This window comes from Oceanobacillus profundus (assembly GCF_003515705.1).
GTDB classification, from domain to species: Bacteria; Bacillota; Bacilli; order Bacillales; family Amphibacillaceae; genus Oceanobacillus; species Oceanobacillus profundus.
In genome coordinates this window covers 142,337-168,821 of record NZ_QWEH01000005.1, presented here as the reverse complement: position 1 = coordinate 168,821, position 26,485 = coordinate 142,337, and the positions used below count along the sequence as shown (strand labels likewise).

Below are 26,485 nucleotides of genomic sequence, written 5' to 3'. Positions count from 1 at the left end.
TGCATCCTATGAAACGAACGAATAAGAGTTCCCTGTTCATTAAAATAGTTGCTTCTAATCTATGCCCTCCCCACAAAAAAATAATCTTACACTGTGATTACAATTTGATGTCATGCTTTGACATATAGCACTATCCACAGAAATAAGACACTATCTCTATAAAATAAAGCACTATCCACAGAAATAAGACACCATCTCTATAAAATAAAGCACCATTCCCCAAAAATAAGGCACTATCTCTAAGAAATAAAGCACTATCCCTATGTCGTAAAGCACTACCCAGACATACAGCCCATTGATTACATCCTAACCAAACAGACAACCCTGCCAATCCTCAAAAGCATAAAAAAAGAGACCACCTTCAACAGGGTGAGTCTCTTTTAATTGGAGAGGGCTTTACTTTCTCATATAATTTATACAGATAATATCCACCACGAAGCTGTTCCATAATTAAATAATCCATATAAACAAGAGAGTCCTTTGCTAGTTTTCTAGCATGTGCAAGATTATCATGATCGATTTCATTCACAACATCGCGAACAATATCTAAATAAAAAACAGCCGAACGTATCGTGCGAATAATTAATAGCTTTCGTATGTCAGAGCGGCTATAGATTCGATAACCATTCTCAGGATCTCGTTTAGGAGTAATTAATTTTTCCTTTTCCCAATGCCTGAGTGTAGAGGTAGGCACATCAATTTTATCTGCAACCTCACGTATAGAATAAAATTCCTTCGTTAGCCGAGTAGAGAAATGCTCAAGCTCTTCCAACTCTAAAGCTTGCAGTGCCTGCTCTGCTTTGAGCTTTTCCTGATGTTGCTTTGCTTGAGCTTCATTTACAATCCATAGCGCTTCCGTTAGTTTATTTTTTTGAATAAGTGGCATAATTTGACGTATTAGATGCATACCAAAACCTGAATTCATCGCCCGTATACATTCAAAGTAAGCGACGTGTTCCTCTGTATATATGCGATAGCCATTAGCTGAACGTTCTGGAGGTGGGACAATACCCCACGATTCGTAATGACGCAATGCACTTGTACTAATACCTAATTTCTTTGCAATCTCAATTGGTTTAATCATAAAAAAATCACCCTTATCCCATCCTAATTTAAAGACCAATTCCGACGTTCCAGAAAAGTATAAATCCATGTAAAAGAACCTTCAAGTACCATGACGGATTAATTTAAAAATAACGTGATGTATCAGTTGTTATTTACTATAACCTTATCAATTGCATTAATGTTATACAATAGTACTGTAAGAGGTTGTTCAAAAAGTCCGGTAAAAATGACACATCAAGAACAGTAGACCTTCGATTAAATACCGACACGTCCTGTGTCGAACATCGAAGTCACCACATCCTGCGGAAGCTCGTTGGCTTGCTTTTCCGTTCCTTGGAAAAGAAAAAACGCTTTTCCTGCGTGCAAGAACGTCTGCTCACGTATTAAACCCATACGTTCCGCTACTCAAAGCTACGCCGCCTCGAACTTCTTGGTCCTTTTTATCTTCCTTTTGAACACATACTGTAACGCAAATGAATAGGAGGAATGAATTTGAACGAATCGATACGTATAAAAGGTGCACGTGAGCACAACCTGAAAAATATTTCATTGGATATTCCGAAGCACAAGTTTGTTGTTTTAACTGGTCCTTCCGGGTCAGGAAAATCTACACTGGCATTGGACACGCTCCAACGGGAATGCCAACGACAATACATGGAATCAATGGGAATGGTTACAGACGGAATAAGTAAACCGAAAGTCGACTCTATGATTGGGCTTTCCCCATCAATCAGTGTTGGACAGCATGTCACGAATCGAAACCCTCGCTCAACCGTTGGAACCGTAACAGATATGTATACCTACCTGCGCCTGATTTACGAAAAGTTAGGAGAGCGCCCTTGCCCGAATTGCCAACATATGATTTTACCAACTATCGATAAAGAAGAATATAACGAAGAAACAGGGTTTAAGCAATTTATTCATTGTCCGCATTGTGATCATCGCTTGGAAAAATTAACACGGTCTCATTTCTCTTATAATAAGCCGGAGGGTGCTTGTGAGACATGTGATGGTCTTGGTAAAGTTTCTGAAATTCATCTCGACTCGGTATTTGATCAGGAGCTTAGCTTAAAAGAGGGTGGAGTTAAAATTTGGACAGGGGCATATGGAGATTATCTAAGAGATATCGTAAAAAATGCTGCTGCTTATTATGGAATCACTTTAGATGAAAACTCAGCCTTAAAAGAATTGGATGATGTTGCTCGTGATTTACTCTATTACGGAGTAGAAGATGAGAAGTTCACTACTCACTTTCTGGATGTAAAGCCACCAAAAACCGTTGCTAAAGGGAAATTCGAGGGTGTACTAACTGGAATGTGGAGAAGGTACATTGAAAAGGGTGGAAATTCAGGAGAAGCCGAGTTGTTCTTTTCGAATCAATGTCCAGACTGTAAGGGGAAAAGGCTAAAGAAAGAGATGAGAGAAGTGCTTGTAGCAAATACATCGATCACGAATGTATCAAGTTTTCCTTTAGAAGATATGCAAACATGGTTAACGGATCTTCATGCATCGCTATCCCACGAAGCAGAAGAGGTTGTAGAAACATTTTTACTAGACTTGATCGAGAAGGTTACCCGAATTATTAATGTTGGTTTAGGCTATTTATCATTAGATCGCCAAACGATATCGCTATCAGGTGGGGAAGCGCAGCGACTTCGATTGGCCTCGATTATTGGTTCTGGATTAACTGGTGTACTTTACATTCTAGATGAACCGACAGCTGGGCTGCATCCAAAGGATACAAAAGGTCTCGTAAGTGTTATGAAACAGTTACGTGATTTAGGAAATACCGTTCTTGTAATCGAGCATGATGCAGATGTGATGCGTGAAGCTGACCATATTATTGATATGGGACCTGGTGCTGGCAACCGTGGTGGAACCGTAGTTGGTGAAGGCAGCTTAGAGGAGCTAATGAGTCAAGAGAAGTCAATTACTGGGGCTTACCTAAAAGAAGGTCGTCAAGAAGCAAGGCAACGTCGTGAAGGAACAGGACAGTATTTAACAGTTCATCATGCGACAAAACATAATTTAAAAGATATTACTGTATCCTTTCCCTTAGGTAAATTTGTCTCTGTAACAGGTGTATCGGGATCTGGGAAATCAACGTTAGTCTTTGACTTGCTTGCTTCATTTGAAACGGGTGTATATAACGGCTGTCAGAAAGTTTCTGGTCATGAGAATATTGAACGAGTCATCACGGTGAATCAATCACCGCTTAGTCGAATGCAGCGTTCCAATATTGCTACGTATACAGACGTCTTTACACCATTACGCAACCTTTTTGCAAGCTTACCGGAAGCCAAGGAAAGAAAGCTTAAGCCAAAAGATTTTTCATTCAATACAGTTGGAGGAAGATGTGAACATTGCCAAGGACTTGGATTTGTAACAACCAATATGCATTTCCTTCCAGACCTTGAGGTGCAATGTCCAGTATGCCGTGGCAACAGATTTAAAGAAACCATATTAGAAGTAACATATAAAGGCTATTCAATTACGCAGCTGCTTGATATGTCGATTGAAGAGAGTTTGCCACTTTTTGAAGGGCAAAAGAAGATATTCCAAGTAACACAGCTTTTATGTGAAATTGGACTCGGCTATTTAAATTGGGGCCAATCCGTTAAAACACTATCTGGTGGGGAAGGACAACGACTCAAACTGGCAAAGGAATTAAATAAACCGTCGAATAAATCGACACTCTACCTATTGGACGAGCCATCGACAGGCTTGCACCCCAGTGATGTTAAAAGACTGCTGCTTTTATTAAACCGGCTTGTAGACGCCGGGAACACGGTCATTATTGTGGAGCATAATAGTGATGTTATTCGTGAATCAGACTGGGTGATTGATCTTGGTCCGGGAGGTGGTAATGCTGGTGGACTACTTGTAGCTGAGGGAACACCTGAATCGATTTCAAAAGTAGAAAAATCTCATACAGCAGCATTTTTGTAAAGATGCTAACGACAAAATTGAAAGTAGTTTCTCCATTGTAAACTTATATAGATTTTTTCCGATTCGCTCTTGAACCTCCAGTTACGTGAGGTCTTATAATAAGAATATGTTTATATGAGGGAGGAATTGTTATGGGGGAAATTAACAGGTATTCCATTGGAGAGTTTTCAGAAAAGACAGGGGTATCGATTCGTACGTTACATTACTATGATGAAATCGGTCTTTTACAACCTGAAAAACATCCATCATCGGGTCACCGTATATACAAACATCAAGATATTCTTACCCTGCAAAAAATTGTCAGTCTAAAGTTTCTAGGTTACAGCTTAGAAAAAATCACGAATTTATTACATCAATCGATTATTACTGTTGACTTAAATGAGACATTAGCCCTTCAGTTAGAAGTATTAAAAAAAGATAAAGAGCGAATCGAGCAGTCCATGACAACTATTCAGAGGGTCATTAAGGTACTTGAAGAAGAAGGAGGAGTGGATAGTGCCATTTTATTCAGCCTTATTCATAGTATGCAAACGGAAAGTATACAGAATGAATGGCTGGAAAGGCACAATCTTACGGTAGTGGTTGAGAAGTTGTCCAAGAAAACGGAAAAGGAGAAAATCACCTTAGATAAAACCTTTATACAGATGGCTAAAGAGGTTAAAAAATTATATGGAAAACCTATACAGGATCAAGAAGTGCAAAAAATGATTAAAGCCTTTATAGAAGCTTCATTTGAATTTCTTGGTGATGATTTAGTGCAGCAGCTAGCCGATGCTGAAGTAGAAGAACTGGATATTCAAGAGTTAGAAAATCTAGCCCCTTCTCCTTTCACAGAAGATGAACAGAAATGGCTTAATCAAGCGATGGAATATTATATGAAAGAAGCAGGGATGGAATAGAAATGCTGTTTCGATTTGTCGCGCATTAACGGTCTGTAATACCCCCCATCTCTATACCGAAGGGAACCAAAACGTGTGAAGATGGGGGAAAACAGTCCGTAAATTCCTGATTCTGCCCAGCTAACACTCCGTGGGGGCAAAAGGGCCCCACTGAATGGAGTTTCACTTTATTAAAAGGGATAAAAAACAGTATAAAATCAGATTGCTATATTTCTATTTTAGAAAAAAAAGAAAGTAATTCGTTATAAAAGCAGGATTGCAGAGTCTGTGCTATAGTATTGAATGGTACAATAGTAGGAGGACTAAGGGGGCTTTTCCCCGTTTATAATTAAAATGCAATGACAGGAGTTTTCAAATGGAAAAATCACAAAAAAATGGAATTAAACCGTTTATATCTTTAATTGTTTCTGCAAAAATCCCAAAAGCAGCATTAACATTCGGTCTAATTGGGAGTCTGATTACAACACTTGTCGGATTGACTATTCCGATATTAACGAGAGAGCTAGTAGATGGCTTCTCTGTCGCTTCGCTAAGCGCAACACTCGTTATTGCTATTCTTGCGGTGTTTATTATTCAAGCAGTAATCGATGGGCTATCCACCTATTTACTCGCTGCAGTTGGACAAAAAATCGTTGCAAGACTGCGTCAGATGATGTGGCTCAAGCTGATCCGTTTGCCAGTTAGCTATTTTGATAAACAAGCAAGTGGGGAATCTGTTAGTCGCGTCATTAATGATACAGGGATTGTGAAAGATTTAATATCACAGCATTTCCCGCAATTTATTACTGGTCTTATTTCGATTATTGGTGCAGTAGTAATTTTATTTATTATGGACTGGAAAATGACATTAATGATGCTTATCGCTGTTCCAGTTACCGTAGCAATCATGATTCCTTTAGGTACTAGGATGGCAAAGATCTCAAAGAACTTGCAGGATGAGACTGCAACCTTTAATGGTAAAATTCAACAAACAATCAGTGAAATCCGTTTAATGAAGGCATCTACAGCGGAACAAGCTGAAGCAACAAAAGGAATTACTGGAATTGGAAAACTATTAAGCTATGGACTGAAAGAGGCTCGTATCTTTGCTTTAATCGGACCATTCATGTATACCATTGTCATGTTCGTTATTGTTGTCATTATTGGTTATGGTGGAATCCGTGTTGCAGAAGGAACGATGTCCACAGGTTCACTTGTTGCGTTTTTACTGTATTTATTCCAAATCATTTTTCCAATTACGACTTTTGCAATGTTTTTCACAGAATTGCAAAAGGCAAAAGGTGCTACGGAGCGGATTATTGAGATTTTGGAAATTCCAGAGGAAGCCGGTCAAGAAGGTAAAGATAAAGATATTGCGAACCAACCGATCGCTGTTTCGAACGTGTCATTTGCATATAGTGATGACGAACCGGTTATTAAAAATGTTACTTTCGAGGCACTTCCGGGTGAAATGATCGCTTTTGCGGGTCCGAGTGGTGGAGGGAAGACGACCTTATTCGGATTAATTGAACGATATTATGAGCCAACAACAGGAGAGGTACGAATTGGCGATACGCCAATCCAAGAATTGTCACTTGCATCATGGCGCAGCCAAATTGGTTATGTTTCACAGGAAAGTGCCATGATGGCTGGAACAATCCGGGAGAATTTAACTTATGGACTAAGTGATGCAACGGATATTTCCGAGGAGCGTTTATGGGAAGTTGCCAAAATGGCTTATGCCGATCAATTTATTGAAACATTTGCAAAAGGCTTGGACACAGAAGTAGGGGAGCGCGGTGTGAAATTATCTGGTGGACAGCGGCAGCGAATTAATATCGCCAGAGCTTTCTTGCGTGATCCTAAGATTTTAATGCTAGATGAAGCAACGGCGAGCTTAGATAGCCAATCAGAGCATGCTGTCCAAGAAGCGTTAACACGATTAATGGAAGGCCGTACAACATTCGTCATTGCCCACAGGTTATCAACAATTGTTGATGCAGATAAGATTATTTTTATTGAAAAAGGGCAAGTAACAGGAATGGGTACACATCAGGAATTAACAGCATCGCATTCGCTTTATCGTGAATTTGCGGAGCAGCAGCTGACGTAGAAAGTAAGAAAACCACTGGTTCAAGTAGGACCAGTGGTTTTTTGATTACATTTATTTACGTGTTATAAGTTGAAACTTAATCAAAAACATTAGATGGTGAGTAATTCCGTACAATATTAATAATTTGTTTTCCATCACTGGCGTGCTTTTCAGAGTATTGCACAGGGAAAAGTGAAAAGAACATATAGTATATAGTAAAGTAACCAAACTGATAGAAAAATTGTGCCTCAGGCAACCAGCCTATTATAATAAACAGATTGACTAAGAGAATAGAAATTAGGTTTAATAATACTCCTCCAGCATGAACGAGAATATGTGTTAAACGCGTATTTTTTTTTAAGGATTCATAATGACAATAAGAATCTAAAAAATAATATCGATTCACTTGAATGGTGCCTAGTTTGAATAACAATTTTCCTCTACCTAGAATTATTTCGGATCTCCCTCCAAATAAAAGTGCCATTAAATAATGACCTAATTGGTGAATCAATGATACTAAAGGAAGCAATACAAAGAAAGCCCAAAATGCAGTTATTAAATCATTCCATTCGAACATCATCTCAGCTCCATTTCTACACTAGACTAATATCCGATTTTTTCGTTTTTAAACCGTGCTTTTATTTTAAATTAGTTTATATTAAGATTAGGTGATTTATATAGACTTGTACGGTAATGGGGGGATGTATAAAATGAACCATGAAAAATTAAAGGCCTTCATGACATTAAGTGCTTTGTCAGCTACTTGTGGCATTGTCATCATTTTATTTAGTGGATCAATTGGGACGGTTATAGCGGATAGTTGGCTAGCAGCTCAAGGTGGTGCTGACACCTTTATTTACGAATTTAAGATGAAATCTAATACGACGAACTTTTTGGTTATCGGAAGCATCTTTCTAGGAGTTGGTCTTGCTTCAGTCTTCTTTACGTATTATCAGGTGCTTCGGATGAAAGGTTGATCATTTAACAGAATGAGAGGTGAGTAGTCAAGCTCCCATTCTGTTCCAACAAACTATTCTTTTTTCCTTCGTTTAAAAATAGCTACAGAAAGGATGAAGCTTATTATCAATAGAGATCCAAACCAAAGAATTGTGAACCAAGCATTGTTACCAATTGGTGTTCCGATAAGAAGTCCTCGTAGCGTTTCAATCAGTGGAGTCATCGGCTGGTTGTCTGCGAAAGTGTGGAGCCAAGTAGGCATTGTCTCTGTAGGTACAAAAGCACTACTAACATATGGCAGGAATAGCATCGGAAATGTAGCTGCATTTGCTGTTTCTACGCTTTTTGTGATTAAACCAATGGCTACAAATAGCCAGTTGAGAGAGAACATAAATAGAGACAACAGGCCAATAATACCAAGCCATTCTGTAAATCCAGCATTCGGTCGAAATCCTATGAGCATTGCAACAAGAAAGATGACAGTTGTAGCAATCGCATTACGAACGAACCCTCCAGTAACGTGACCGACCATCAAGGAAGAAGGGAGAAGAGCCATGCTGCGAAGACGCTCAAATAAACCACCGACCATGTCCTGTGTAACACTTATTGCTATAAGCGAACTTCCAAATCCTGCACATGTGATAATTACTCCTGGAACAACATAATTAACATATTCTGTTCCAGTCTCAATAGCTCCCCCAAAAATGTAGACAAACATGACCATGATCGCGACTGGTAGCCCGATAGCCATTAATAGGGACTCTGGTTCACGGAAAATATGCTTTAAGCTTCGCTGTGACATTGTCCAGCCATCTGATAGTGCCCAATAAAGTTTTGATTTACGCATGGACGGATCGCCCCCTTCTTTTTCGACTTGTTATATCTATAAAAACATCATCAAGTGTTGGTTTGCGGAAGTTGATGGAGCTAGGTTCGATTCCATGCTCATGTAATGTGTTGAGTAGATTGCGCAAATTTTCTGGTGAACCGTTTTGAATGGAAATACTACGCTCTTTTTCATTTGCTTGCGCTTGTAAAAGTTTTGAAGCGAGTTGAAATACCTCCAAATCATCAAAGGTTAATTCTAGCTTTTCATCACCAATCATTCGCTTTAGTTCTTCAGCAGTTCCTTCTTCTACGATCTTTCCATTATCAATAACAGCAATTTTATCCGCAAGCTGATCAGCTTCCTCCAAGTATTGGGTTGTTAAAAAGATAGTTACGCCGTCCTCGGAAAGCTGTTGAATCAGGTTCCACATATTCCTCCGGCTGCGTGGGTCTAGTCCTGTTGTAGGCTCATCTAGGAAAATAACTTGTGGAGAGACAAGCAGGCTAATTGCAATATCAAGCCTTCTACGCATCCCGCCGGAATAGGTTTTTACACTTTTTTTTGCGGCATTTACTAACTCGAATTGTTTTAGCAGTTCGGATGTACGCTTCTTCACCGCATCACGATTCAAGTGATTTAAACGCCCCATCATCATTAGGTTTTCTTCACCTGTCAGCAATTCATCTACTGAAGCATACTGACCTGTCAAACTAATCTGCTGTCTCACAGATTCAGGTTCACGATGGGTATTGTATCCAGCGATTGTAGCAATACCACTATCGGCTTGGATTAATGTTGCTAAAATACGTACAGTTGTGGTCTTACCAGCGCCATTTTCCCCAAGCAATGCAAATATTGATCCCCGCTCTACTTTAAAATTTAGGCCATCTAAAACAATGTGTTTTCCATAGGATTTCTTTAAGTTTTGAACAGAAATAATGTCACCCTTCATTTTATCACCCCTTATTGATTGACTTAATCAGTCAATTTAAAGTCAAAAATATTGACTGGTTCTTTGATTGATTAAACCAGTCAATATAAAAGTATAATGAATCCCCTCGTTTGTCAACAATAAATTTTGATGTCAAATGGAGGGGAGATGAATAAGGGGTTAACGTGTCGTAATCATCCGCAAGAAAATAGCGATTTTACGGTCCATATTTTCCTGCCAATAATCGGGGTCATCTGCTATTACCCCAGAAATAATGGTTAGAAATAATCCAACCAGCTCTTCCGGATCTTCTTGAATGATTTCGCCAGCTGCTTGTCCTTCAATAAAAATGGGAATGAAAAATTCAATATACATCATCCCAACTTTTTTTGTGAAATCTAGTATATGAGTAGGAACACCTTCTGTATGCTCTAGGTGTTGAATAATACGAAATATATCACTGCTTTCATACTTGCTTGATGAGAGGGCGAATTTTGTAAAGTCACGTATTTTTTCTGTCGGAGTAATCGCCATCTCAGATAGCTTGTTAAGATATTTCTTCGTTTCATTTAACTCCATTGCCCATTCCAGACTTTCGTATAACACTTCTTCCTTAGATTTAAAATAGTGATAAACTAAGCCATGACTAATTCCAGCTTCCTTTGCAATTAAACTGATTTTTGTTAGTTTAAAGCCATTTGCTGCAAAGACTCTAAGCGCAGCTCGCATAATTTGTATTTTACGTTCATTTCGGATATTTTCTAATTGGTCTTCGTTTAAAGGCGCCATACCTATCAGCTCCCTAAAGTATTGGTATCATGATTTTACCACATCGCAGTAAAAAGACTAAGCAGAACTGTTTTTGCTTAGCCTACCTCAGCGATTTGTTTTGCGATCCTTGACGGCTTGCTGACCAACAAGACCGATAATTAAAATGATAACCGAAATAATGCTATAGTCTTGAAAGAAGCTCGTAAACGGAATATCTAAAAAGAGGAAGATTGCTGTTAGAATTCGACCAAGTAACAGTATTAATCCGATAACGGTCATCCAATCAAATAATCGCTTTAACATATATGAACTAGCCCCCCTTACTATCTGTTAATGGAAAAGAAGGTTCAACGAATGAACATCTTCAGATATACTTTCAATATGCTATACTACGTCTAAGTGCATAAAGATTTTTCATGGTTAACCATACTTTTTAAGAACGGATTCTATGCTTAATATAACATGAATCAGCTGATGGGGTTGCCTCAATTCGTCAAATTCGGAATAGTAAAGTTAGGATGAAGGAGTGAAATTATGGAGACGTGGGATGTTTACGACAAGGACAGAAAGCTGACAGATAAGCAAATGAATCGTGGGGATACATTCGGACAAGATGCGTACCATTTAGTGATTCATGTCTGTCTATTTAATCAACTTGGAGAAATGCTGATTCAACAGCGACACCCCAATAAGGAAGATTGGAAGAACATGTGGGATATTACCGTAGGAGGCAGTGCGAAAACAGGTGAAACGAGTCAACAAGCTGCGGAAAGAGAAGTAAAAGAAGAAATTGGTTATACCCTTGACCTTCAAAATATGCGTCCTTCTCTAACTGTAAACTTTGAATATGGATTTGATGATTATTACCTTATTGAAACCGATTTAAACATCAAAAACCTTACACTGCCGACTGAAGAAGTGAAACAGGTAAGGTGGGCGTCGAAAAATGAGATCATCAATATGATTTCAGAAGGCTTATTTATTCCTTATCATGAACCGCTAATTGCATTATTGTTTGATATGAGATTCAACTTGGGAGCGCACAATCAAAGATTAGGCTCCTAGTAGAAAGAGTAAAAATGCGTAATGCATGTACTAAAGCTGAAAAGGGGTTGGTATTCATGTCTCATACATTATCCATAAAGCATCTAACAATCGGAGAAGGTGCTCCGAAAATTTGTGTTCCATTAGTTGGTAAAACGCATGCAGAATTAATTGAAGAGACAAAGCTCTTAATGTCTTTGGATGTGGATTTAGTGGAATGGCGTGTTGATTTTTTGGAGATGGTAGAAGACATTGAGCAAGTTAAATCGGTACTAATCGATATTCGAGAAAGATTAAAAGATATTCCTTTAATCTTTACGTTTCGTAGTGCAAAAGAGGGCGGAGAAAAGGAACTATCATCTGGCGCTTACATAGCATTAAATAAAACAATAATTGAAACGGGACTAATCGATATTGTTGATGTTGAGTTGTATAATGATGAACAAACTGTGAAAACGCTTATACATAGTGCACATGAAAATCAAGTTTATGTTATTCTTTCCAACCATGATTTTGAAAAAACGCCACCAAAAGAAGAAATTGTAAATCGCCTAAAAAGAGCGCAGGAGCTCGGAGGAGATCTTCCTAAAATTGCAGTAATGCCAAAAAACGCTAGAGATGTCTTAATTTTATTAGAAGCGACTAACGAAATGAAGGAATGTTACGCGAATCGGCCAATTATTACGATGTCGATGGCAGGAAATGGAATAATTAGCCGCTTGGCAGGAGAATTATTCGGTTCTGCAATCACATTTGGAGCAGCAGAAAAGGCATCTGCACCCGGGCAGATTGCAATTCATGAATTACGATTGATATTAAATGTCATTCATAAAAATTTATAGTTTGTAATAAAAACTCTTTTCGATTTAAGGAAAGAGTTTTTTTATGAACAAAATTACTATCGCATCGTGGCAGATCTTCGTTCCAGGTTCTCTAAGGCGATAGCGAAGTCACCAATTGGGCGATTGGATCATATAAACATATTACCTATAAAAGTTTCCTTAAGGAAAAATAATATACTATCACAAAAACACTTGACAATAGCTAATAATAGGATTAAATTTATAAATAACAAATAAAGTTTACCTAGGTAAAAATAAAGGGGAGGATACAAAATGGGAGGATTTACTCAAAAGATATGGGGTCTTGCACTATTTGCGATGATTATTCTGCTTGCTGCATGTAATTCGGATGGTGGAGCGTCAGGTGAAACAAATGGATCAGGAGAGGAAAAGATAAAGGTTCTAACAACGATTGCTCAGATAGGAGAACCATTATCCGAAATAGGGGGGGATCGTGTAGAAGTTGAAAGTCTAATGGGACCATCAGTGGATCCGCATCTATATAACCCAACACAAAGCGATATTGCAAAGGTGGATGAAGCAGAGGTTATTTTTTATAATGGCTTGAATTTAGAAGTGAACATGGTAAAAGTATTTGACTCGATCGGTGATTCTAAACCAGTTCTGGCAATTGGAGATAGTCTTTCAGAAGATGCTTTATTACATGATGAGGACGGTGCGATTGATCCACATATCTGGTTTGATCTAGATTTATGGGAAGCGACGCTGGATGCTGCGGTAGAAGAGCTGAAGGCATACTCACCAGAGGATGCGGATTACTTTGAGGAAAATAAAACGCAATATTTTGCTGAATTGGAAGAATTAAAGCAAGAAGCGGAGAAGCTAGCGGATATTCCGGAAAGTGGACGCGTTCTTGTGACAGCACATGATGCATTCGGGTATTTTGGTAGAATGCATGACATGGAGGTAATAGGTCTTCAAGGTTTGAGTACGGAAGATGAAATTGGGATTTCTGATATTAACGATACAATTGCAACTATTAAAGAATATCAGGTTCCTGCTATATTCGTAGAGAGCAGTATTAATTCAAGTTCTATTGAGGCTGTAATCGAAGGTGCTAAAAGTGAAGGGGTAGACGTTGAGTTAGGTGGAGAACTATTCTCTGATGCAATGGGTTCACCTGGAAGTGAAGAGGGCACATATATTGGAATGTACCGTCATAATATGAATACAATTTATGATGCATTAACTGGAGGAGCTGAGTAACGTGGCAACACCAATTTTACAGGTAGAAAATTTATCCGCTTCATACCGGAAAAACACGGTCCTTCACGATATTAATTTTGAAGTGAACGGCGGTTCCTTAACAGGAATTGTTGGACCGAATGGAGCGGGGAAATCAACACTATTAAAAACGATATTAAATCTTCATCCCTCATTGACAGGATCTGTAAAATTTTTCGGTCTTCCATTTATAAAAGCCAAAAAACGGATTGGGTATGTGCCGCAACGAGGTTCTGTCGACTGGGATTTTCCAACGGATGCACTTGATGTCGTGACAATGGGACTGTATGGTCAAATTGGATGGTTGAGGAGACCATCCCGTTTGCATAAAGAAAGAGCATATGAGGCATTGGACAAAATGGGGATGGCAGATTATGCGAATCGGCAAATTAGCCAGCTTTCTGGTGGTCAGCAACAACGCGTCTTTTTAGCCCGAGCTTTAGTACAGGATGCTGACTTTTATTTCATGGACGAACCGCTTGCTGGTGTAGATGCTGCTACAGAGCGAGCAATCATGACAATTTTAAAAGAGCTGAAAGCAATTGGTAAGACCGTTATGGTTGTACATCATGATTTGCAAACGGTAGAAGATTACTTTGATCATGTTTTATTACTAAATCGTACCGTCATTAAACATGGAAAAACAGAGCAGATTTTTACAAGAGAAAATATCGCCAATACCTATGGAGGAAATATGCGCTGGATGGGAGAGGAACAACGTCATGCTGTCCATTCTATTGAATAGTAATACAGGGTGGGTTCTATTGAGTACGATGACCCTAGGTATTGCTGCTGGGACAATTGGTTGTATGGCTTATTGGAAAAGACAAAATCTGATGAGTGATGCATTATCACATGCTGCATTGCCAGGAGTCGTTATTGCCTTTCTCCTTATTGGTGAGAAAAATCTGCTTATACTTATTATTGGAGCTGCAATCAGCGCTTTAATTGGTGCATTTTTAATCCAATGGATTACGACAGCGAGTCGGATTTCGGAGGATTCCGCAATGGGAATGGTTTTAGCTATCTTCTACGGCTTTGGTATCATGCTTTTAACAATAGCTAACCGGTCTGCTGGGGGAAACCAGAGTGGGTTAGACGGCTTTATTTATGGGCAGGCTGCAGCGATGGTTCGAACAGATGTTATAACGATGCTGGTATTAGCGCTCATTGTTGTTTTTATTGTATTTATTGGATTTAAAGAATGGAAGCTTTATCTCTTTGACGGGCAGTTCGCTAAAGGAATTGGACTATCACTTAAAGGCATGAATACATTGTATACGGCAGTGCTGGTTACAACCATTGTAATTGGGATTCAAGCTGTTGGTGTTATTTTAATGGCGGCGATGTTAATTATTCCAGCAGTAAGTGCTCGCTATTGGACACAGTCCTTTAAGATAATGATTCTGTTGTCTGCTATATTTGGTGGACTAGCGGGAGCAGCAGGTACATTAATCAGTGCTTTAGGAAGCGGACTGCCTACTGGTCCGTTTATTGTAGTGGTAGGTGCTGGATTTTTTGTTGTATCGCTCATCTTTGGGAAAGAAAAAGGTATACTAATCCATTATTTGCAATTTAAGTTGCACCAAAGGAATCAGCAATCAAATACTCAAACACTGAAGCAGGAGGGGTGAGGAAATGACATATACAGCATGGATTATTTTAACTGCTGCTCTGGTAGGACTTTCCTGTGGTGTGATTGGTGTTTTTCTTATATTAAGGAAGACAGCGATGATGGCAGATGCAATTAGTCACACAGTTTTATTAGGGATTGTAATTGCTTATATTGTTACACGTGAAGTTAGTGGGACAGCGATGCTAATTGGAGGGATATTGGCAGGGGTTTTTACAGCTTTTCTAGTACAATGGCTGCATTCATTGCGGGTACAGCATGATGCAGCAATGGGAATTGTTTTTACAACTTTATTTGCAATTGGTGTAATATTAATTGCTACTTCAGTTGGAAATGCACACCTAGATGTACAGCATGCGTTAATGGGTGAAATTACATTTATTCCGTTTCATATGATTACATTACCATTTATTGGCGCAATTCCCGAAGCGACAGCGTTGTTATTGCTAGTGCTAGCAGTTATTCTCTTTTTTATCATCGCTTTTTATAAAGAATGGAAAATCACATCCTTTGATCCAGCCTTAGCGGCAAGCCTTGGGATACCAGTAATACTCATGCATTATCTTTTTATGGGCCTTGTATCCGTCACAACGGTTGCTTCATTTGATGCTGTGGGGGCGATTATGGTTGTTGCGATGCTCATTACACCTGCTGCCTCTGCATATTTATGGACAGATAAGCTTTCGTTCATGCTTGTGCTCAGTGGCTCATTTGGGGTAGTTTCCGCAGTGACCGGTTACTATATTGCAGCCTGGATTGATACATCGATTTCAGGCTCTATGGCATTCGCAACTGGGTTGGTATTTATGATAAGCTTTATTTTTTCACCGAAACACGGCTTGATCGCAAAACGCGTGCGGCCAGCTGAAACAATGTAAAAGAGGTGCACCTTTTAGGGCACCTCTTTTCGTTTGAAAAGCTAATCGTTCGTTACTGTCAAAAGGACGACAATATGATCTGCCTGTATTGGTTAGTACTCGAAAAAACGATATTGCTGCTCAGTATTAGACAGTGTATGTGCAGGATTTAACCAATTGTTGCTAACCTATTTAGCCCGCTCCGGCCGGCTATCCGAATTGGTTTAGCTCCCCGTCTCTAATAAGGCTCTGCGTCATGTCCCTTATCAATTGCTTCTTTTACTGCTTTTCCAGCATCTTTCGCACCAAGTGGATGTATTTCTTCAGCAGATTCCATCATCGTTGAACTTGTTTGTTTACTGGCTTCAGCTATTCCTTCACGTAACCGGCGCCCATATTCTTCATCTGCTTGCTCTGCTAATGCAATCATCCTGTCTTGAATTTCCTTTTGACAGGTTGAAAGATCACCAACAAGATTGGAAATTAATTCGTCTTTTTCCCATTGTTCAAACCTGCGATAGGTTTCGCCTGCTTGTTTTGTATTATCGTTTCGGTCAATTGATTCGCGAACGAGGTTACCCTCAATCTTTGGAGTATATTCTTTTCCTGCTTGCTTTGCTTCTTTCAAACCGCCTAAGCTGGATGGCTCATAATTCACATGTGGATTCTGGCCAGGCGCTTTATCATTGTGATAGCGAAGTTGTCCACCCTCTTGGTTCGTCGCAACTCGTTTTTGGGGAGCATTAATTGGAAGCTGTAAATGGTTTGCTCCTACGCGATAGCGCTGTGTATCAGAGTAAGAAAATGTACGCCCTTGCAACATTTTATCGTCCGAAAAGTCAAGTCCATCAACGAGGACCCCAGTTCCGAAAGAGACTTGTTCAACTTCATTAAAGTAGTTTTCTGGGTTTTTATTTAGCACCATTTTTCCAACCGGCAGCCATGGGAACTGATCCTCAGGCCACAGTTTCGTATCATCAAGCGGGTCAAAGTCTAATTCAGGATGTGGTCCATCTTCCATAATCTGTACAAACATTTCCCACTCTGGGTAATCGCCCTTTTCAATGGATTCATATAAATCCTGTGTGGCGTGGTTGAAGTTCTTGCCTTGTATTTCTTGCGCTTCTTTTGCCGTTAAATTTTTGATTCCTTGCTTTGGCTCCCAATGGTATTTTACAAGAACGGCTTTACCTTCTGCATTTACCCATTTATAGGTGTTTACACCAGAGCCTTGCATCATTCGATAGTTTGCTGGAATTCCCCATGGAGAATATATAAAGGTCACCATATGAAAGGATTCTGGTGAATTGGAGCAAAAATCAAAGAAACGCTCACTATCCTGGATATTTGTTACAGGGTCTGGTCGAAAGGCATGGATCATGTCTGGGAATTTCATGGCATCGCGGATAAAGAAAATCTTGATATTGTTCCCAACTAAATCCCAGTTCCCGTCTTCTGTGTAAAACTTCACTGCAAACCCACGGGGGTCGCGAACTGTTTCTGGAGAGTGCAGACCATGTACTACTGTTGAAAAACGAACGAAGACAGGAGTTTGCTTTCCTTTTTCTTGGAAAACTTTCGCACGTGTATAGTTGGAAACAGGGTCATCTCCAACATTTCCATACGTTTCAAAGTAGCCATGTGCACCAGCTCCGCGAGCATGAACAATTCGTTCAGGAACCTTTTCACGGTCAAAGTGACTGATTTTTTCAATAAAGTCATAGTTTTCAAGTGTGGCTGGTCCACGATTACCAACAGTTCGGATGTTTTGGTTATTTGTGACAGGATGGCCTTGGCGAGTTGTTAACGTATCATCATGTTCAATATTTGTCTGTAAATTTTCATTTGATGGATCTTTATCCATTGATTATCTCCCTTTCTTTATGTTTTTCCAAATAAAGCTTAACCATCTATAGCGTGCCCGGTTATTCTAAAAATAATCGGGCATTTATAGGATTTAAGATGTTAAAGAAACAACACACTTCTGAGTAGACCTAGTTGCCCCAAAGTCAATTAGTAATGAATATCCGTATTAAAAGTGAATGCTAGAGCGATAACGTTAAATTTATAGTCATATGATTTTATTCCCATGCATATACCATGAAAAGTGGTAGAATAAAGTATGGATTGCTTCATATAGAAAGGAAGATTCATACATGACAACAAAGGTGACGCAACCTTTAATAACACCTTTAAATGATCCGTGGGAAGCTTATATGGATGTAGAAGAATATGGTGAAATGACTTTATCGAATATCGAATTTACAACAACTAACATGTGTAATATGCGCTGTGCTCACTGTGCGGTAGGATATACATTGCAAAGCAGTGATCCAGATGCGTTGCCAATTGAGTTGATTCTGAAGCGTTTGGATGAGATTCCGAAGCTCCGCACACTAAGTATTACGGGTGGAGAACCGATGATGAATAAAAAGTTGGTTCGTAACTATGTTATTCCTTTACTTGAATATGCGCATCGTCGTGGTGTTAAAACACAGATGAACTCTAATTTAACACTGCCATTCGAGCGCTATGAGGAAATTATTCCGTTTCTTGATGTGCTACATATTTCGCATAACTGGGGAACTGCTGAGGAGTTTGCTCAAACTGGATTTGCGATGATGGAACGTAAACCCTCGCTGGAAAATCGAATAAAATATTTTGACCGTTTAGTAGAAAATTCGCAACGCCTCTCAGCTAATGGTGTCATGGTTTCAGCAGAAACAATGCTGAACAAGCGGACATATCCTTATTTGGAACAAATTCATGATCATATTAATGAAATGGGTTGTGCAAGACATGAAGTGCATCCAATGTATCCGGTCGACTTTGCGAGCACAATGGAAACGTTAAGTCTAGACGAAATGCGGACAGCAATTGAGCGTCTATTAGAGCACCGAAATCCCGATATGTGGATGCTATTTGGAACATTGCCGTTCTATGCTTGTAGTGCAAATGCAGCGGACTTAGCATTGTTGAATCGCCTCTACAAAGAAAAAAATGTGACAGTTAGAAATGATCCAGACGGAAGGTCACGCTTAAATGTAAATATTTTTACAGGTGAAGTCATTGTAACAGATTTCGGTGACGAGCCATCTTTAGGGAACATACAAACGACTTCTTTGCTGGAATCATATAAGCGTTGGATGGATACGAGAACTGCTAAAAGCTTAAACTGTCATTGTCCTGCAGTAAAATGTCTTGGCCCGAATGTTTTAGTGAAAAATGCTTATTATTCAGATGTTGATTTTCAAAAACGAAAAGCAACAATTAGTCTTTAATTTTTGTTTTGAGAAGAAGCTGGGACATAACAAAAGTGTTTAATGTTAAAGACGAACGATGCATAAGCTTAGCGTAGGAAATATAGCCGCCTCTGGATGTGCGAAGTATATTTCCGGAGCGAGTTATTTGCACCAGTCATGTTCGGTTTTTATTTCATAAAAATACTTTTGTCTCAGCTTCACTCCAAATCGGGCCATCAATCCACGGTGAAATGCGATCTCCCCTTACAAGCGCGCTCCTCTCAATAAGGGAAAAGCTTTTTCCTCACCTAGTAAACGAAATTATCGAAATATAGCTAAACTTTTAACTTGAATTTTTTATTATAGGCTTTACAATGAATAATAACTTAACAGTATTTTTCCTGAGGGGGATAGAATAAAAATGCCAATTAGAATACCGGCACAATTGCCGGCGAAGGAGATTCTTGAGCAGGAGAATATATTTGTAATGGAAGAAGAGCGCGCGGTTACGCAGGATATTCGGCCACTTAATATATTAATTGTCAATTTGATGCCTGAAAAGCAAAAAACAGAAGCACATCTCCTTCGTTATCTTGGGAATACGCCAATCCAGGTAAACGTCTCATTTTTGAAGATGACGACACATGATTCAAAAAATACGAGTAAATATCATTTGGACACCTTTTATAAACCGTTTTCTGACATTAAAGAGAAGCGGTTCGATGGAATGATTATTACAGGATCGCCTGTTGAGCATCTTTCATTTGAAGAAGTGGATTACTGGGAAGAATTACAAGAGATTATGAATTGGTCAAAAGAAAATGTTACATCGACATTGCATATTTGCTGGGGTGCGCAGGCGGCTTTGTATCACCATTATGGGATTAATAAGCATGAATTACCGGAAAAATGCTTTGGTATTTTTGAACATGAGGTATTACACCGAAATGAGAATCTCGTGCGTGGATTTGATGATTATTTCCTTGCGCCACACTCTAGATATACCGATATTTCGTATGAGGAGATCGCAAACCATTCAGAACTGCAAATCCTGGCCCATTCCGATAAGGCAGGTATTTTCTTAATGTCCTCTAAAGACGGTAAGAATATAATGGCAACAGGTCATCTTGAATATAGTGCAAGTACATTGGCAGAAGAATATCATCGGGACCATCAGAGAGGTATTCTAACACAATTGCCAGAGAACTACTTCCCGAACGATGATCCAAATGAAAAGCCATTACATCGATGGAAAAGTCATTGTAGTTTATTGTTCTCGAATTGGCTGAATTATTATGTCTACCAAACAACACCATATGAATGGGATTAACCAAAGAAATTCGAGCTGAACATCCTCTGGAAGAGGCTAGCTGTTCAGCTCTTTTTGTTGGTTACAAAGTGGTGATCGTTACGTTCCATTCTTCAAAGGTTGCTTCCTCGTAGCTAGCGATTAATCCTTTAGCTGAAAGATCGGCTTTTGGTATTGCTTTTTGTTTAATAACGACGTCAAACGGCTGTTCAAATGGGAAGTCATCTAATACGACTGTGTTCTCATTTTTCCAGTGTAACTGTAAGTGTTCGTCGCAAAATTCGTGCAATGCTTGATTCATGGGAATCCCATCTTTAAAAAAGGAATGTCCGGCATTCATTGCAATGCCCGGTTCATTCAAACAAAGATACAAAGAAAGGTTATCACTAAACTGAATAAGCCCATAATGAAAATTAAACAAACGTTTGTTGAATTCGTTTAAAGTGGCAATAATTGATTGCTGCCGTGTGTTTTCTGCTGTAACAAATTCCTGGGCTTCTAGAGAAGTGTGATTTAAAAGGAAGCGTTTATAGTGTTCACTGCATAGAAGTGCAGCGTATGAATCTACTTGTTGGACCACATCAATCCCATGCTTATAAAGAACGATTTTCGGTAAGATCGGAAAATCGAAAAAAGAGTAGGGTATTGCTTTTTTGTCGTTCAGAAATGGCTGTTTGTCAAACTCCTTCCAGCCACAGTCATGCTGATATGCTGCGAATTCAACCGAGCTTCGTAAACCGTCTCCTAAAAAGTAATCTTTCTTCCATTGTTTCACAATATCACCGGAAATAGCTGCATGGTGATCCTGCTGAATCAATATTAATTCTTGATTGCGTTCTCGAACAATCATGCTATCCATCCTTTCCGATTTTACGTAACCTAAGTATAAGCAAAATCTGTGGATGATGGAAATAAAATAACCTCCTCATTCGTGAACGAACGAGGAGGTTATTTACATTAGACGATTAAATTTTAATCGCTTATTCAGGGCATATATAATTGGGATACCGATAGCTAATACAACGAACTCACCGACGGCTGTTGTATACCAGGTCAACAGGAACGGGAATTGTAAAGCAAGCTTCAATTCAAATGCAATAATGAACATATTGAATGTAAAGACAATGGTATTCGCAGCAAGCAGCACCCATATATTTTTTATATATTTTGCTAGTAGAATGATAATAGCTAATGAAATTGCAGAGTGTGCTACACCAAAGACTAAATCAAACCAACCTAAAGGTGAAAATAATAGGTTATATAAAAATACCCCTATTACAATTCCAAAGAAGTAGCGCTTATCAAATACAATAAGATGGTTAAATACTTCAGAAATGCGGAATTGGATATTTGTAAATCCGAATGGAACAATGAGTGCGGATACAGCAATATATAAAGCAGCTATTAACGCATTCACCACAAGAGTTCTTACTTTCATGTTAATCTCTCTCCTTAGTTTTTTATCGTGGGATGGTTTCGAACCACGTGAAACATATGCTATCATACCAGTGTTTATAAGCCTTTGTAAATACTAATGTATAAAAATTATTTATGGGAAATAATTAAATAACTTTAAAACGGATGTTTTTATTCATATAGGCACGTTACTTAAACATGCCTCATACAATAAATTTGGAATAGAATGAAGGGAATGAGTAAAGTGTACTATTTTTATCCGTATCCTCTGCCTTACTTTACGAACATACCGCATTATCCTTACGAAAGACCGTTTTATTATGGAAGTCTAATGAATGAACAATTACAAAAAAAAGAAGATTTCCGAGTGAAGGATTATGGACCACAACCGTTTGTTATAAATATTAATAAGGCTACACGAAATAATAATACGTATCGTACTGCTATATGGACAGGAGAGCACATGCAAGTTACATTAATGAGTATTCATGTTGGTGATGATATTGGTTTAGAAATACATCCAGATACCGATCAATTCCTGCGAATAGAGCAAGGACAGGGGATTGTAAGAATGGGGAAAAGCAGTAATAACTTGAATTTTGAAAGAAGAGTATACGACGATACAGCAATTATGGTGCCTGCTGGAACATGGCATAATGTAATCAATACAGGCAATATTCCATTAAAGCTTTATACAATATATGCCCCCCCACATCATCCACATGGCACTGTTGAGACAACTAAAGCGGAGGCAATGCTGGAAGAATAGCACGCTGTTATGCCGCAGTATATTTCGTATTATTTTATTTGCCACTAGATGTTGGTTGTTGTTTAGAACGGAGTTTATTTAGCGGGATGGATAGTTTCAATCTTTAAAGAACTGTTTACGCCTATGGGGACTTAGGCTTTCTCTTTCTATATTTAAAAGCTAACCAAGTAGTTTTCAATGAAGAATAGGTACCTACTGCCGCAGCACCATAAAAAGCCCCCATAAATATACCAGCCCATAAATCTCCTCTATGACTAATAAAGATGGAAATAATAAACCCAATAATGCTTGCTATGGTAGGAAAGTATTGACGTGGAACAGGAAATACTTTAAAACATTGGGTTAATAACACGACAGCTGGTACAGCAATAACTCCGTCCCAGAAATTTGTGTGAATGGTTGGGTAGTCCATGAGAATCGATTCCTTTCATGTTAAATACTAGAAGCATTAATTGAACGATTTATTTTCTAAAACAACAATTTTACTATTTCTAGAAATACTTGCTTTCTTGGTCTGTTCAACTAATCGATTAATCTGATTACAGCACTGTTTAGCACCTGCTATAAGTAATGGAACGCCGATAAAGTCAATGTGTAGACCTCTAGAGAAAAATCCTCCAATTGACATAGCTATAGGTACGGTCGGTGAAGTGTTGGATATTACTATTTTTTCATTAAAATTATATTTTTCCTGTAATAGCTCAATAAGATTTTGTATTGCTGGCACAACATATTTATTATCTTTTCTGCCTATGGTATAAACAGCATTTCCATCTTCATCTAATCCATGAAATATTAATTTTCCAAGATCGTGTTTTGTTAATTTGTTAAAATAATCTACACTCATAATCTCCTCTTTTGTAAGAACTTTGTCAGTCGGGATTTTTTTTAGATGATATGCTGCTGCAAGAGAAGTTGTATGTGTTCCACCATAGTCATTGTATATAAATATCACGATAATCATCCTCCACTACTATTGTGACCAAGTTCGTCTTTTTTAGCAGATAAGAATGTAAACTTTCATATGCTGCATAAGTGCAACTAGGAATTCGTCTAAAGCCTTGTTTTACTTCAAAGCATAAGAGAATGCATCATACACTTTCTAAGAATCCCATTAACGAATGCCAAGTTTTGTAATAAAAGAGTAGAGATGTAGGTTTTTAACAAATTTACATTAATTGCATAAAGTTAATAAAATGATTGATTATTATCACATGTCACCTCCTTTAATCTACTTAAAGTAGGGTTATTTATATTTAGAGAATAGACCAAATGGAAGGCAACTGATTAAAAAGAAAAGCTAAGCCTAATCGAAAAAAATGAGTGGCATAGTAACACTTTTTTATGTAAACATAACACCATTAAAATGGAAAATACATTACGTAATCATAATGTATTTATTGACTACATCATTCCAAAATGATAAATTAGAATAGCTATTAAGTCGCGTGAAAAGTGCGATTTTTTTCGTTGTATCAGTGTTACGAATTTTCAAATTCGTGTTACTGGCATGTAGGAATACAATTAGAGTAAAAGTAATTTTTTAATTGATGTAATCAAGGTGAGCAGTTAAGGAGGAAATCATGGACGACTCTTCATTAAAAAGGTTTAGTGTGTCAATGGAAGGGCATTTGCTTGGGAAATTTGATGATTTAGTGAAACAAAGAGGGTATGAAAACCGGTCGGAAGCAGTTCGTGACCTGGTTCGGGATGCATTAACACAGCACTCATGGGAGCAGGATGAACAAATTGTTGCTGGGAGTGTTCTTTTATTTTATAATCACCATCAGCGAAATTTAGTAGATGAGCTTACAAAGATTCAGCACCGTATGCATGATAATATCTTGGCAACGACACATTTTCATCTGAATCAAGCGAGCTGTTTAGAGCTGATTATCGTAAAAGGAAAAGCGAAAGACATCCAACAGCTAAGCAATCAGCTGACAAGTATAAAGGGTGTCGACTACGGTAAGTTTACATTAGCTCCTGTGGAGCGAATCTAATTTTGGATATTAAATGAAAATCGGAGTGAAATAAATGAATAAAAAAATAATCGGAATTAGCTTGTTGACTATGTTTATTTTTACTATCTTATTGGCGGGCTGTACACAGTCGGAATCTGATCAAGCAGATGATGCAACAAATGAGAAGGAAGAAAATAAAGATGAGCTTGTATTAGCATTTGGTTCGGAGCCGGAAACTGGATTTGATCCAACAACAGGGTGGGGGCGCTACGGCTCTCCGTTATTTCAAAGCACGCTCTTAAAAAGAGATGATGATCTTGAAATTGTAAATGATTTAGCTACAGGTTATGAAGTTGATGGAGAAGTTTGGACGGTGTCATTACGTGATAATGTGAAATTTTCTGATGGAGAACCTTTAACCGCTGAAGATGTTGTGTTTACATTTGAAACGGCAATGGATAACGCATCTGTTGTGGATCTTAATGTAATCGATAAAGTGGAAGCGATAGATGAATATACGGTGGAATTTACGCTAAAACAATCTCAGTCCACATTTGTTAACTCGCTCGTAGCAACAGGGATTGTACCAAAGCATGCCTATACAGAGGATTATGCTGAGAATCCGATTGGATCGGGACCGTTTCAGCTTGTGCAGTGGGATAAAGGACAGCAATTGATTGTTGAGGCTAATCCTGAATATTATGATACAGAACCTTATTTTAAACAGATTACCTTTTTATTCTTAAGTGAGGACGCTTCCTTTGCTGCTGCTCAAGCAGGTGAGGTAGATATGGCATATATACCAGCTGCATTTAGTAACCAAGAGGTTCCTGGCATGAAATTAGAAGCAGTAGAAACAGTGGATAACCGTGGTATTGTCTTTCCTTTTGTAGAGTCAGGAGAAGTTACAGAGGACGGTTTACCAATTGGTAATAACGTAACAGCAGATGTAGCAATTCGTCAGGCGATAAACATAGCTGTTGATCGTCAAGCGTTAGTAGATGGTGTGCTAGAAGGATATGGCACCCCTGCTTATACATCTGTAGATGGGCTGCCGTGGTGGAATCCAGAAACGGTTATTGAGGATGCTGATATGGACCGCGCGCGTACACTATTAGAAGAAGCTGGATGGGAAGATACTGATGGCGACGGAATTTTAGAAAAGGACGGCTTAAAAGCTGAGTTCTCCCTTTATTACTTAGCAAGCGATGCGATACGACAATCACTTGCAATAGCTGTTGCAGATATGATGGAACCACTTGGAATTAAAATTAATGTCGAGGGCGGAAGCTGGGATGTTATCGGTCAGCATATGTATTCCAGTCCTGTATTGATGGGTTGGGGGAGTCACGACCCACATGAGATGTATAACATTTACGGCAGCGATAATGCTGGAATCGACTATTATAATACTGGCTATTATGAGAACGAAACTGTGGATGCATATTTTGAACAGGCACTTGCAGCTTCTGGTGAAGAAGAGGCAATCGAATTTTGGAAAAAGGCTCAATGGGATGGTGAAACTGGTGTAAGTGCACAAGGTGATGCTGCGTGGGCTTGGCTAGTAAATATTGATCACCTGTACCTTGTTAAAGATAATTTGGATATTGGTGATCAACGCATCCATGTACATGGTCATGGATGGCCGGCAACGGATAATATTGCTGATTGGAAATGGAGTAATTAAAGTGT

The 26,485-nt window shown here is 38.7% G+C and carries 26 protein-coding genes and 1 riboswitch; of the genes, 15 read left to right on the top strand and 11 right to left on the bottom strand.

Going from position 1 to position 26,485, the window contains the following annotated elements; all coding sequences use genetic code 11:
- Positions 1–361 precede the first annotated feature (361 nt).
- Positions 362–1,084, bottom strand: a complete 723-nt coding sequence (locus D1B32_RS09960) for a MerR family transcriptional regulator (protein WP_118889280.1) — start codon at positions 1,082–1,084, stop codon at positions 362–364.
- A 473-nt stretch (positions 1,085–1,557) separates the two neighbouring features.
- Between D1B32_RS09960 and uvrA the strand changes: the two genes are divergently transcribed.
- The 3 genes from uvrA to D1B32_RS09945 all read left to right on the top strand — a co-directional run bounded on the left by uvrA (position 1,558) and on the right by D1B32_RS09945 (position 7,005).
- Positions 1,558–4,014 (top strand): excinuclease ABC subunit UvrA, encoded by a 2,457-nt coding sequence (gene uvrA / locus D1B32_RS09955; protein ID WP_118889250.1) that lies wholly within the window; start codon positions 1,558–1,560, stop codon positions 4,012–4,014.
- A 131-nt stretch (positions 4,015–4,145) separates the two neighbouring features.
- Complete coding sequence (locus D1B32_RS09950; RefSeq protein ID WP_095312043.1) at positions 4,146–4,913, top strand: MerR family transcriptional regulator; 768 nt, start codon at positions 4,146–4,148, stop codon at positions 4,911–4,913.
- 355 nt (positions 4,914–5,268) lie between these two features.
- On the top strand, positions 5,269–7,005 hold the full coding sequence (locus tag D1B32_RS09945) for an ABC transporter ATP-binding protein (protein ID WP_095312045.1): 1,737 nt from the start codon (positions 5,269–5,271) through the stop codon (positions 7,003–7,005).
- Positions 7,006–7,081: 76 nt separating this feature from the next.
- On the opposite strand, the gene D1B32_RS09940 is transcribed toward D1B32_RS09945, so the two are convergent.
- The gene (locus tag D1B32_RS09940; protein ID WP_095312047.1) at positions 7,082–7,561 is read right to left on the bottom strand and encodes a hypothetical protein; all 480 of its coding nucleotides are present in this window, start codon (positions 7,559–7,561) and stop codon (positions 7,082–7,084) included.
- A gap of 133 nt (positions 7,562–7,694) precedes the next feature.
- Between D1B32_RS09940 and D1B32_RS09935 the strand changes: the two genes are divergently transcribed.
- Positions 7,695–7,961: a hypothetical protein gene (locus D1B32_RS09935; RefSeq protein WP_095312049.1), complete on the top strand. Its 267-nt coding sequence runs from the start codon at positions 7,695–7,697 to the stop codon at positions 7,959–7,961.
- Between the two features lie 53 nt (positions 7,962–8,014).
- Here the strand turns inward: D1B32_RS09935 and D1B32_RS09930 are convergent, their stop codons facing one another.
- The 4 genes from D1B32_RS09930 to D1B32_RS09915 form a co-directional block, all read right to left on the bottom strand.
- A complete protein-coding gene (locus tag D1B32_RS09930) occupies positions 8,015–8,788 on the bottom strand; it encodes an ABC transporter permease (RefSeq protein WP_095312051.1) in 774 nt (257 codons plus the stop codon).
- A complete protein-coding gene (locus D1B32_RS09925; RefSeq protein ID WP_118889249.1) occupies positions 8,781–9,722 on the bottom strand; it encodes an efflux ABC transporter ATPase subunit, DrrA-related in 942 nt (313 codons plus the stop codon). Before D1B32_RS09925 ends, D1B32_RS09930 begins: the two co-directional genes overlap by 8 nt.
- Before the next feature lie 159 nt (positions 9,723–9,881).
- On the bottom strand, positions 9,882–10,490 hold the full coding sequence (locus D1B32_RS09920) for a TetR/AcrR family transcriptional regulator (protein WP_118889248.1): 609 nt from the start codon (positions 10,488–10,490) through the stop codon (positions 9,882–9,884).
- Between the two features lie 87 nt (positions 10,491–10,577).
- Entirely contained in the window at positions 10,578–10,775 is a 198-nt protein-coding gene (locus D1B32_RS09915; protein WP_118889247.1) for a hypothetical protein, read from the bottom strand.
- Between the two features lie 231 nt (positions 10,776–11,006).
- Between D1B32_RS09915 and D1B32_RS09910 the strand changes: the two genes are divergently transcribed.
- The 6 genes from D1B32_RS09910 (at position 11,007) to D1B32_RS09885 (ending at position 16,114) form a co-directional block, all read left to right on the top strand.
- On the top strand, positions 11,007–11,537 hold the full coding sequence (locus tag D1B32_RS09910; RefSeq protein ID WP_118889246.1) for an NUDIX hydrolase: 531 nt from the start codon (positions 11,007–11,009) through the stop codon (positions 11,535–11,537).
- 56 nt (positions 11,538–11,593) lie between these two features.
- The gene (aroD, locus tag D1B32_RS09905) at positions 11,594–12,358 is read left to right on the top strand and encodes a type I 3-dehydroquinate dehydratase (protein ID WP_118889245.1); all 765 of its coding nucleotides are present in this window, start codon (positions 11,594–11,596) and stop codon (positions 12,356–12,358) included.
- A 273-nt stretch (positions 12,359–12,631) separates the two neighbouring features.
- Positions 12,632–13,585 carry a metal ABC transporter solute-binding protein, Zn/Mn family gene (locus tag D1B32_RS09900; RefSeq protein ID WP_118889244.1) on the top strand — a complete coding sequence of 318 codons (954 nt, stop codon included), beginning with the start codon at positions 12,632–12,634 and terminating at the stop codon, positions 13,583–13,585.
- Between the two features lies 1 nt (position 13,586).
- Entirely contained in the window at positions 13,587–14,348 is a 762-nt protein-coding gene (locus D1B32_RS09895) for a metal ABC transporter ATP-binding protein (protein WP_118889243.1), read from the top strand.
- Complete coding sequence (locus D1B32_RS09890; RefSeq protein WP_095312068.1) at positions 14,326–15,237, top strand: metal ABC transporter permease; 912 nt, start codon at positions 14,326–14,328, stop codon at positions 15,235–15,237. Before D1B32_RS09895 ends, D1B32_RS09890 begins: the two co-directional genes overlap by 23 nt.
- A 4-nt stretch (positions 15,238–15,241) precedes the next feature.
- On the top strand, positions 15,242–16,114 hold the full coding sequence (locus D1B32_RS09885) for a metal ABC transporter permease (RefSeq protein WP_095312070.1): 873 nt from the start codon (positions 15,242–15,244) through the stop codon (positions 16,112–16,114).
- Between the two features lie 217 nt (positions 16,115–16,331).
- Here D1B32_RS09885 and D1B32_RS09880 read toward each other — a convergent pair whose 3' ends face one another.
- Entirely contained in the window at positions 16,332–17,957 is a 1,626-nt protein-coding gene (locus tag D1B32_RS09880) for a catalase (RefSeq protein ID WP_118889242.1), read from the bottom strand.
- A 292-nt stretch (positions 17,958–18,249) separates the two neighbouring features.
- Between D1B32_RS09880 and yfkAB the strand changes: the two genes are divergently transcribed.
- Positions 18,250–19,374: a radical SAM/CxCxxxxC motif protein YfkAB gene (gene yfkAB / locus D1B32_RS09875; RefSeq protein ID WP_118889241.1), complete on the top strand. Its 1,125-nt coding sequence runs from the start codon at positions 18,250–18,252 to the stop codon at positions 19,372–19,374.
- A 382-nt stretch (positions 19,375–19,756) separates the two neighbouring features.
- On the top strand, positions 19,757–20,665 hold the full coding sequence (gene metA, locus D1B32_RS09870) for a homoserine O-acetyltransferase MetA (protein ID WP_118889240.1): 909 nt from the start codon (positions 19,757–19,759) through the stop codon (positions 20,663–20,665).
- A gap of 61 nt (positions 20,666–20,726) precedes the next feature.
- On the opposite strand, the gene D1B32_RS09865 is transcribed toward metA, so the two are convergent.
- Both D1B32_RS09865 and D1B32_RS09860 read right to left on the bottom strand, forming a co-directional pair.
- Positions 20,727–21,494 carry a DUF3891 family protein gene (locus D1B32_RS09865; protein ID WP_118889239.1) on the bottom strand — a complete coding sequence of 256 codons (768 nt, stop codon included), beginning with the start codon at positions 21,492–21,494 and terminating at the stop codon, positions 20,727–20,729.
- A gap of 102 nt (positions 21,495–21,596) precedes the next feature.
- Positions 21,597–22,082 carry a QueT transporter family protein gene (locus D1B32_RS09860; RefSeq protein WP_118889238.1) on the bottom strand — a complete coding sequence of 162 codons (486 nt, stop codon included), beginning with the start codon at positions 22,080–22,082 and terminating at the stop codon, positions 21,597–21,599.
- An 8-nt stretch (positions 22,083–22,090) separates the two neighbouring features.
- Positions 22,091–22,135: riboswitch (PreQ1 riboswitch) on the bottom strand.
- A 169-nt stretch (positions 22,136–22,304) separates the two neighbouring features.
- Here D1B32_RS09860 and D1B32_RS09855 point away from each other — a divergent pair.
- Positions 22,305–22,829: a cupin domain-containing protein gene (locus tag D1B32_RS09855; protein WP_379601570.1), complete on the top strand. Its 525-nt coding sequence runs from the start codon at positions 22,305–22,307 to the stop codon at positions 22,827–22,829.
- A 121-nt stretch (positions 22,830–22,950) separates the two neighbouring features.
- On the opposite strand, the gene D1B32_RS09850 is transcribed toward D1B32_RS09855, so the two are convergent.
- Both D1B32_RS09850 and D1B32_RS09845 read right to left on the bottom strand, forming a co-directional pair.
- Complete coding sequence (locus tag D1B32_RS09850) at positions 22,951–23,241, bottom strand: hypothetical protein (RefSeq protein ID WP_118889236.1); 291 nt, start codon at positions 23,239–23,241, stop codon at positions 22,951–22,953.
- Between the two features lie 36 nt (positions 23,242–23,277).
- A complete protein-coding gene (locus tag D1B32_RS09845) occupies positions 23,278–23,784 on the bottom strand; it encodes a DUF3189 family protein (RefSeq protein WP_118889235.1) in 507 nt (168 codons plus the stop codon).
- A gap of 628 nt (positions 23,785–24,412) precedes the next feature.
- On the opposite strand from D1B32_RS09845, the gene nikR reads away from it, so the two are divergent.
- Positions 24,413–24,832 (top strand): nickel-responsive transcriptional regulator NikR, encoded by a 420-nt coding sequence (gene nikR, locus D1B32_RS09840; RefSeq protein ID WP_095312083.1) that lies wholly within the window; start codon positions 24,413–24,415, stop codon positions 24,830–24,832.
- A 34-nt stretch (positions 24,833–24,866) separates the two neighbouring features.
- Entirely contained in the window at positions 24,867–26,480 is a 1,614-nt protein-coding gene (locus D1B32_RS09835; RefSeq protein ID WP_095312085.1) for an ABC transporter substrate-binding protein, read from the top strand.
- The last annotated feature ends 5 nt before the right edge of the window (positions 26,481–26,485 follow it).

Coding starts and splice junctions, on each gene's coding strand:
- D1B32_RS09960 (WP_118889280.1), bottom strand. CDS start 1,084: ATGATTAAACCAATTGAGATTGCAAAGAAATTAGGTATTAGTACAAGT.
- D1B32_RS09950 (WP_095312043.1), top strand. CDS start 4,146: ATGGGGGAAATTAACAGGTATTCCATTGGAGAGTTTTCAGAAAAGACA.
- D1B32_RS09945 (WP_095312045.1), top strand. CDS start 5,269: ATGGAAAAATCACAAAAAAATGGAATTAAACCGTTTATATCTTTAATT.
- D1B32_RS09940 (WP_095312047.1), bottom strand. CDS start 7,561: ATGTTCGAATGGAATGATTTAATAACTGCATTTTGGGCTTTCTTTGTA.
- D1B32_RS09935 (WP_095312049.1), top strand. CDS start 7,695: ATGAACCATGAAAAATTAAAGGCCTTCATGACATTAAGTGCTTTGTCA.
- D1B32_RS09930 (WP_095312051.1), bottom strand. CDS start 8,788: ATGCGTAAATCAAAACTTTATTGGGCACTATCAGATGGCTGGACAATG.
- D1B32_RS09925 (WP_118889249.1), bottom strand. CDS start 9,722: ATGAAGGGTGACATTATTTCTGTTCAAAACTTAAAGAAATCCTATGGA.
- D1B32_RS09920 (WP_118889248.1), bottom strand. CDS start 10,490: ATGGCGCCTTTAAACGAAGACCAATTAGAAAATATCCGAAATGAACGT.
- D1B32_RS09915 (WP_118889247.1), bottom strand. CDS start 10,775: ATGTTAAAGCGATTATTTGATTGGATGACCGTTATCGGATTAATACTG.
- D1B32_RS09910 (WP_118889246.1), top strand. CDS start 11,007: ATGGAGACGTGGGATGTTTACGACAAGGACAGAAAGCTGACAGATAAG.
- aroD (WP_118889245.1), top strand. CDS start 11,594: ATGTCTCATACATTATCCATAAAGCATCTAACAATCGGAGAAGGTGCT.
- D1B32_RS09900 (WP_118889244.1), top strand. CDS start 12,632: ATGGGAGGATTTACTCAAAAGATATGGGGTCTTGCACTATTTGCGATG.
- D1B32_RS09890 (WP_095312068.1), top strand. CDS start 14,326: ATGCTGTCCATTCTATTGAATAGTAATACAGGGTGGGTTCTATTGAGT.
- D1B32_RS09885 (WP_095312070.1), top strand. CDS start 15,242: ATGACATATACAGCATGGATTATTTTAACTGCTGCTCTGGTAGGACTT.
- D1B32_RS09880 (WP_118889242.1), bottom strand. CDS start 17,957: ATGGATAAAGATCCATCAAATGAAAATTTACAGACAAATATTGAACAT.
- yfkAB (WP_118889241.1), top strand. CDS start 18,250: ATGACAACAAAGGTGACGCAACCTTTAATAACACCTTTAAATGATCCG.
- metA (WP_118889240.1), top strand. CDS start 19,757: ATGCCAATTAGAATACCGGCACAATTGCCGGCGAAGGAGATTCTTGAG.
- D1B32_RS09865 (WP_118889239.1), bottom strand. CDS start 21,494: ATGATTGTTCGAGAACGCAATCAAGAATTAATATTGATTCAGCAGGAT.
- D1B32_RS09860 (WP_118889238.1), bottom strand. CDS start 22,082: ATGAAAGTAAGAACTCTTGTGGTGAATGCGTTAATAGCTGCTTTATAT.
- D1B32_RS09850 (WP_118889236.1), bottom strand. CDS start 23,241: ATGGACTACCCAACCATTCACACAAATTTCTGGGACGGAGTTATTGCT.
- nikR (WP_095312083.1), top strand. CDS start 24,413: ATGGACGACTCTTCATTAAAAAGGTTTAGTGTGTCAATGGAAGGGCAT.
- D1B32_RS09835 (WP_095312085.1), top strand. CDS start 24,867: ATGAATAAAAAAATAATCGGAATTAGCTTGTTGACTATGTTTATTTTT.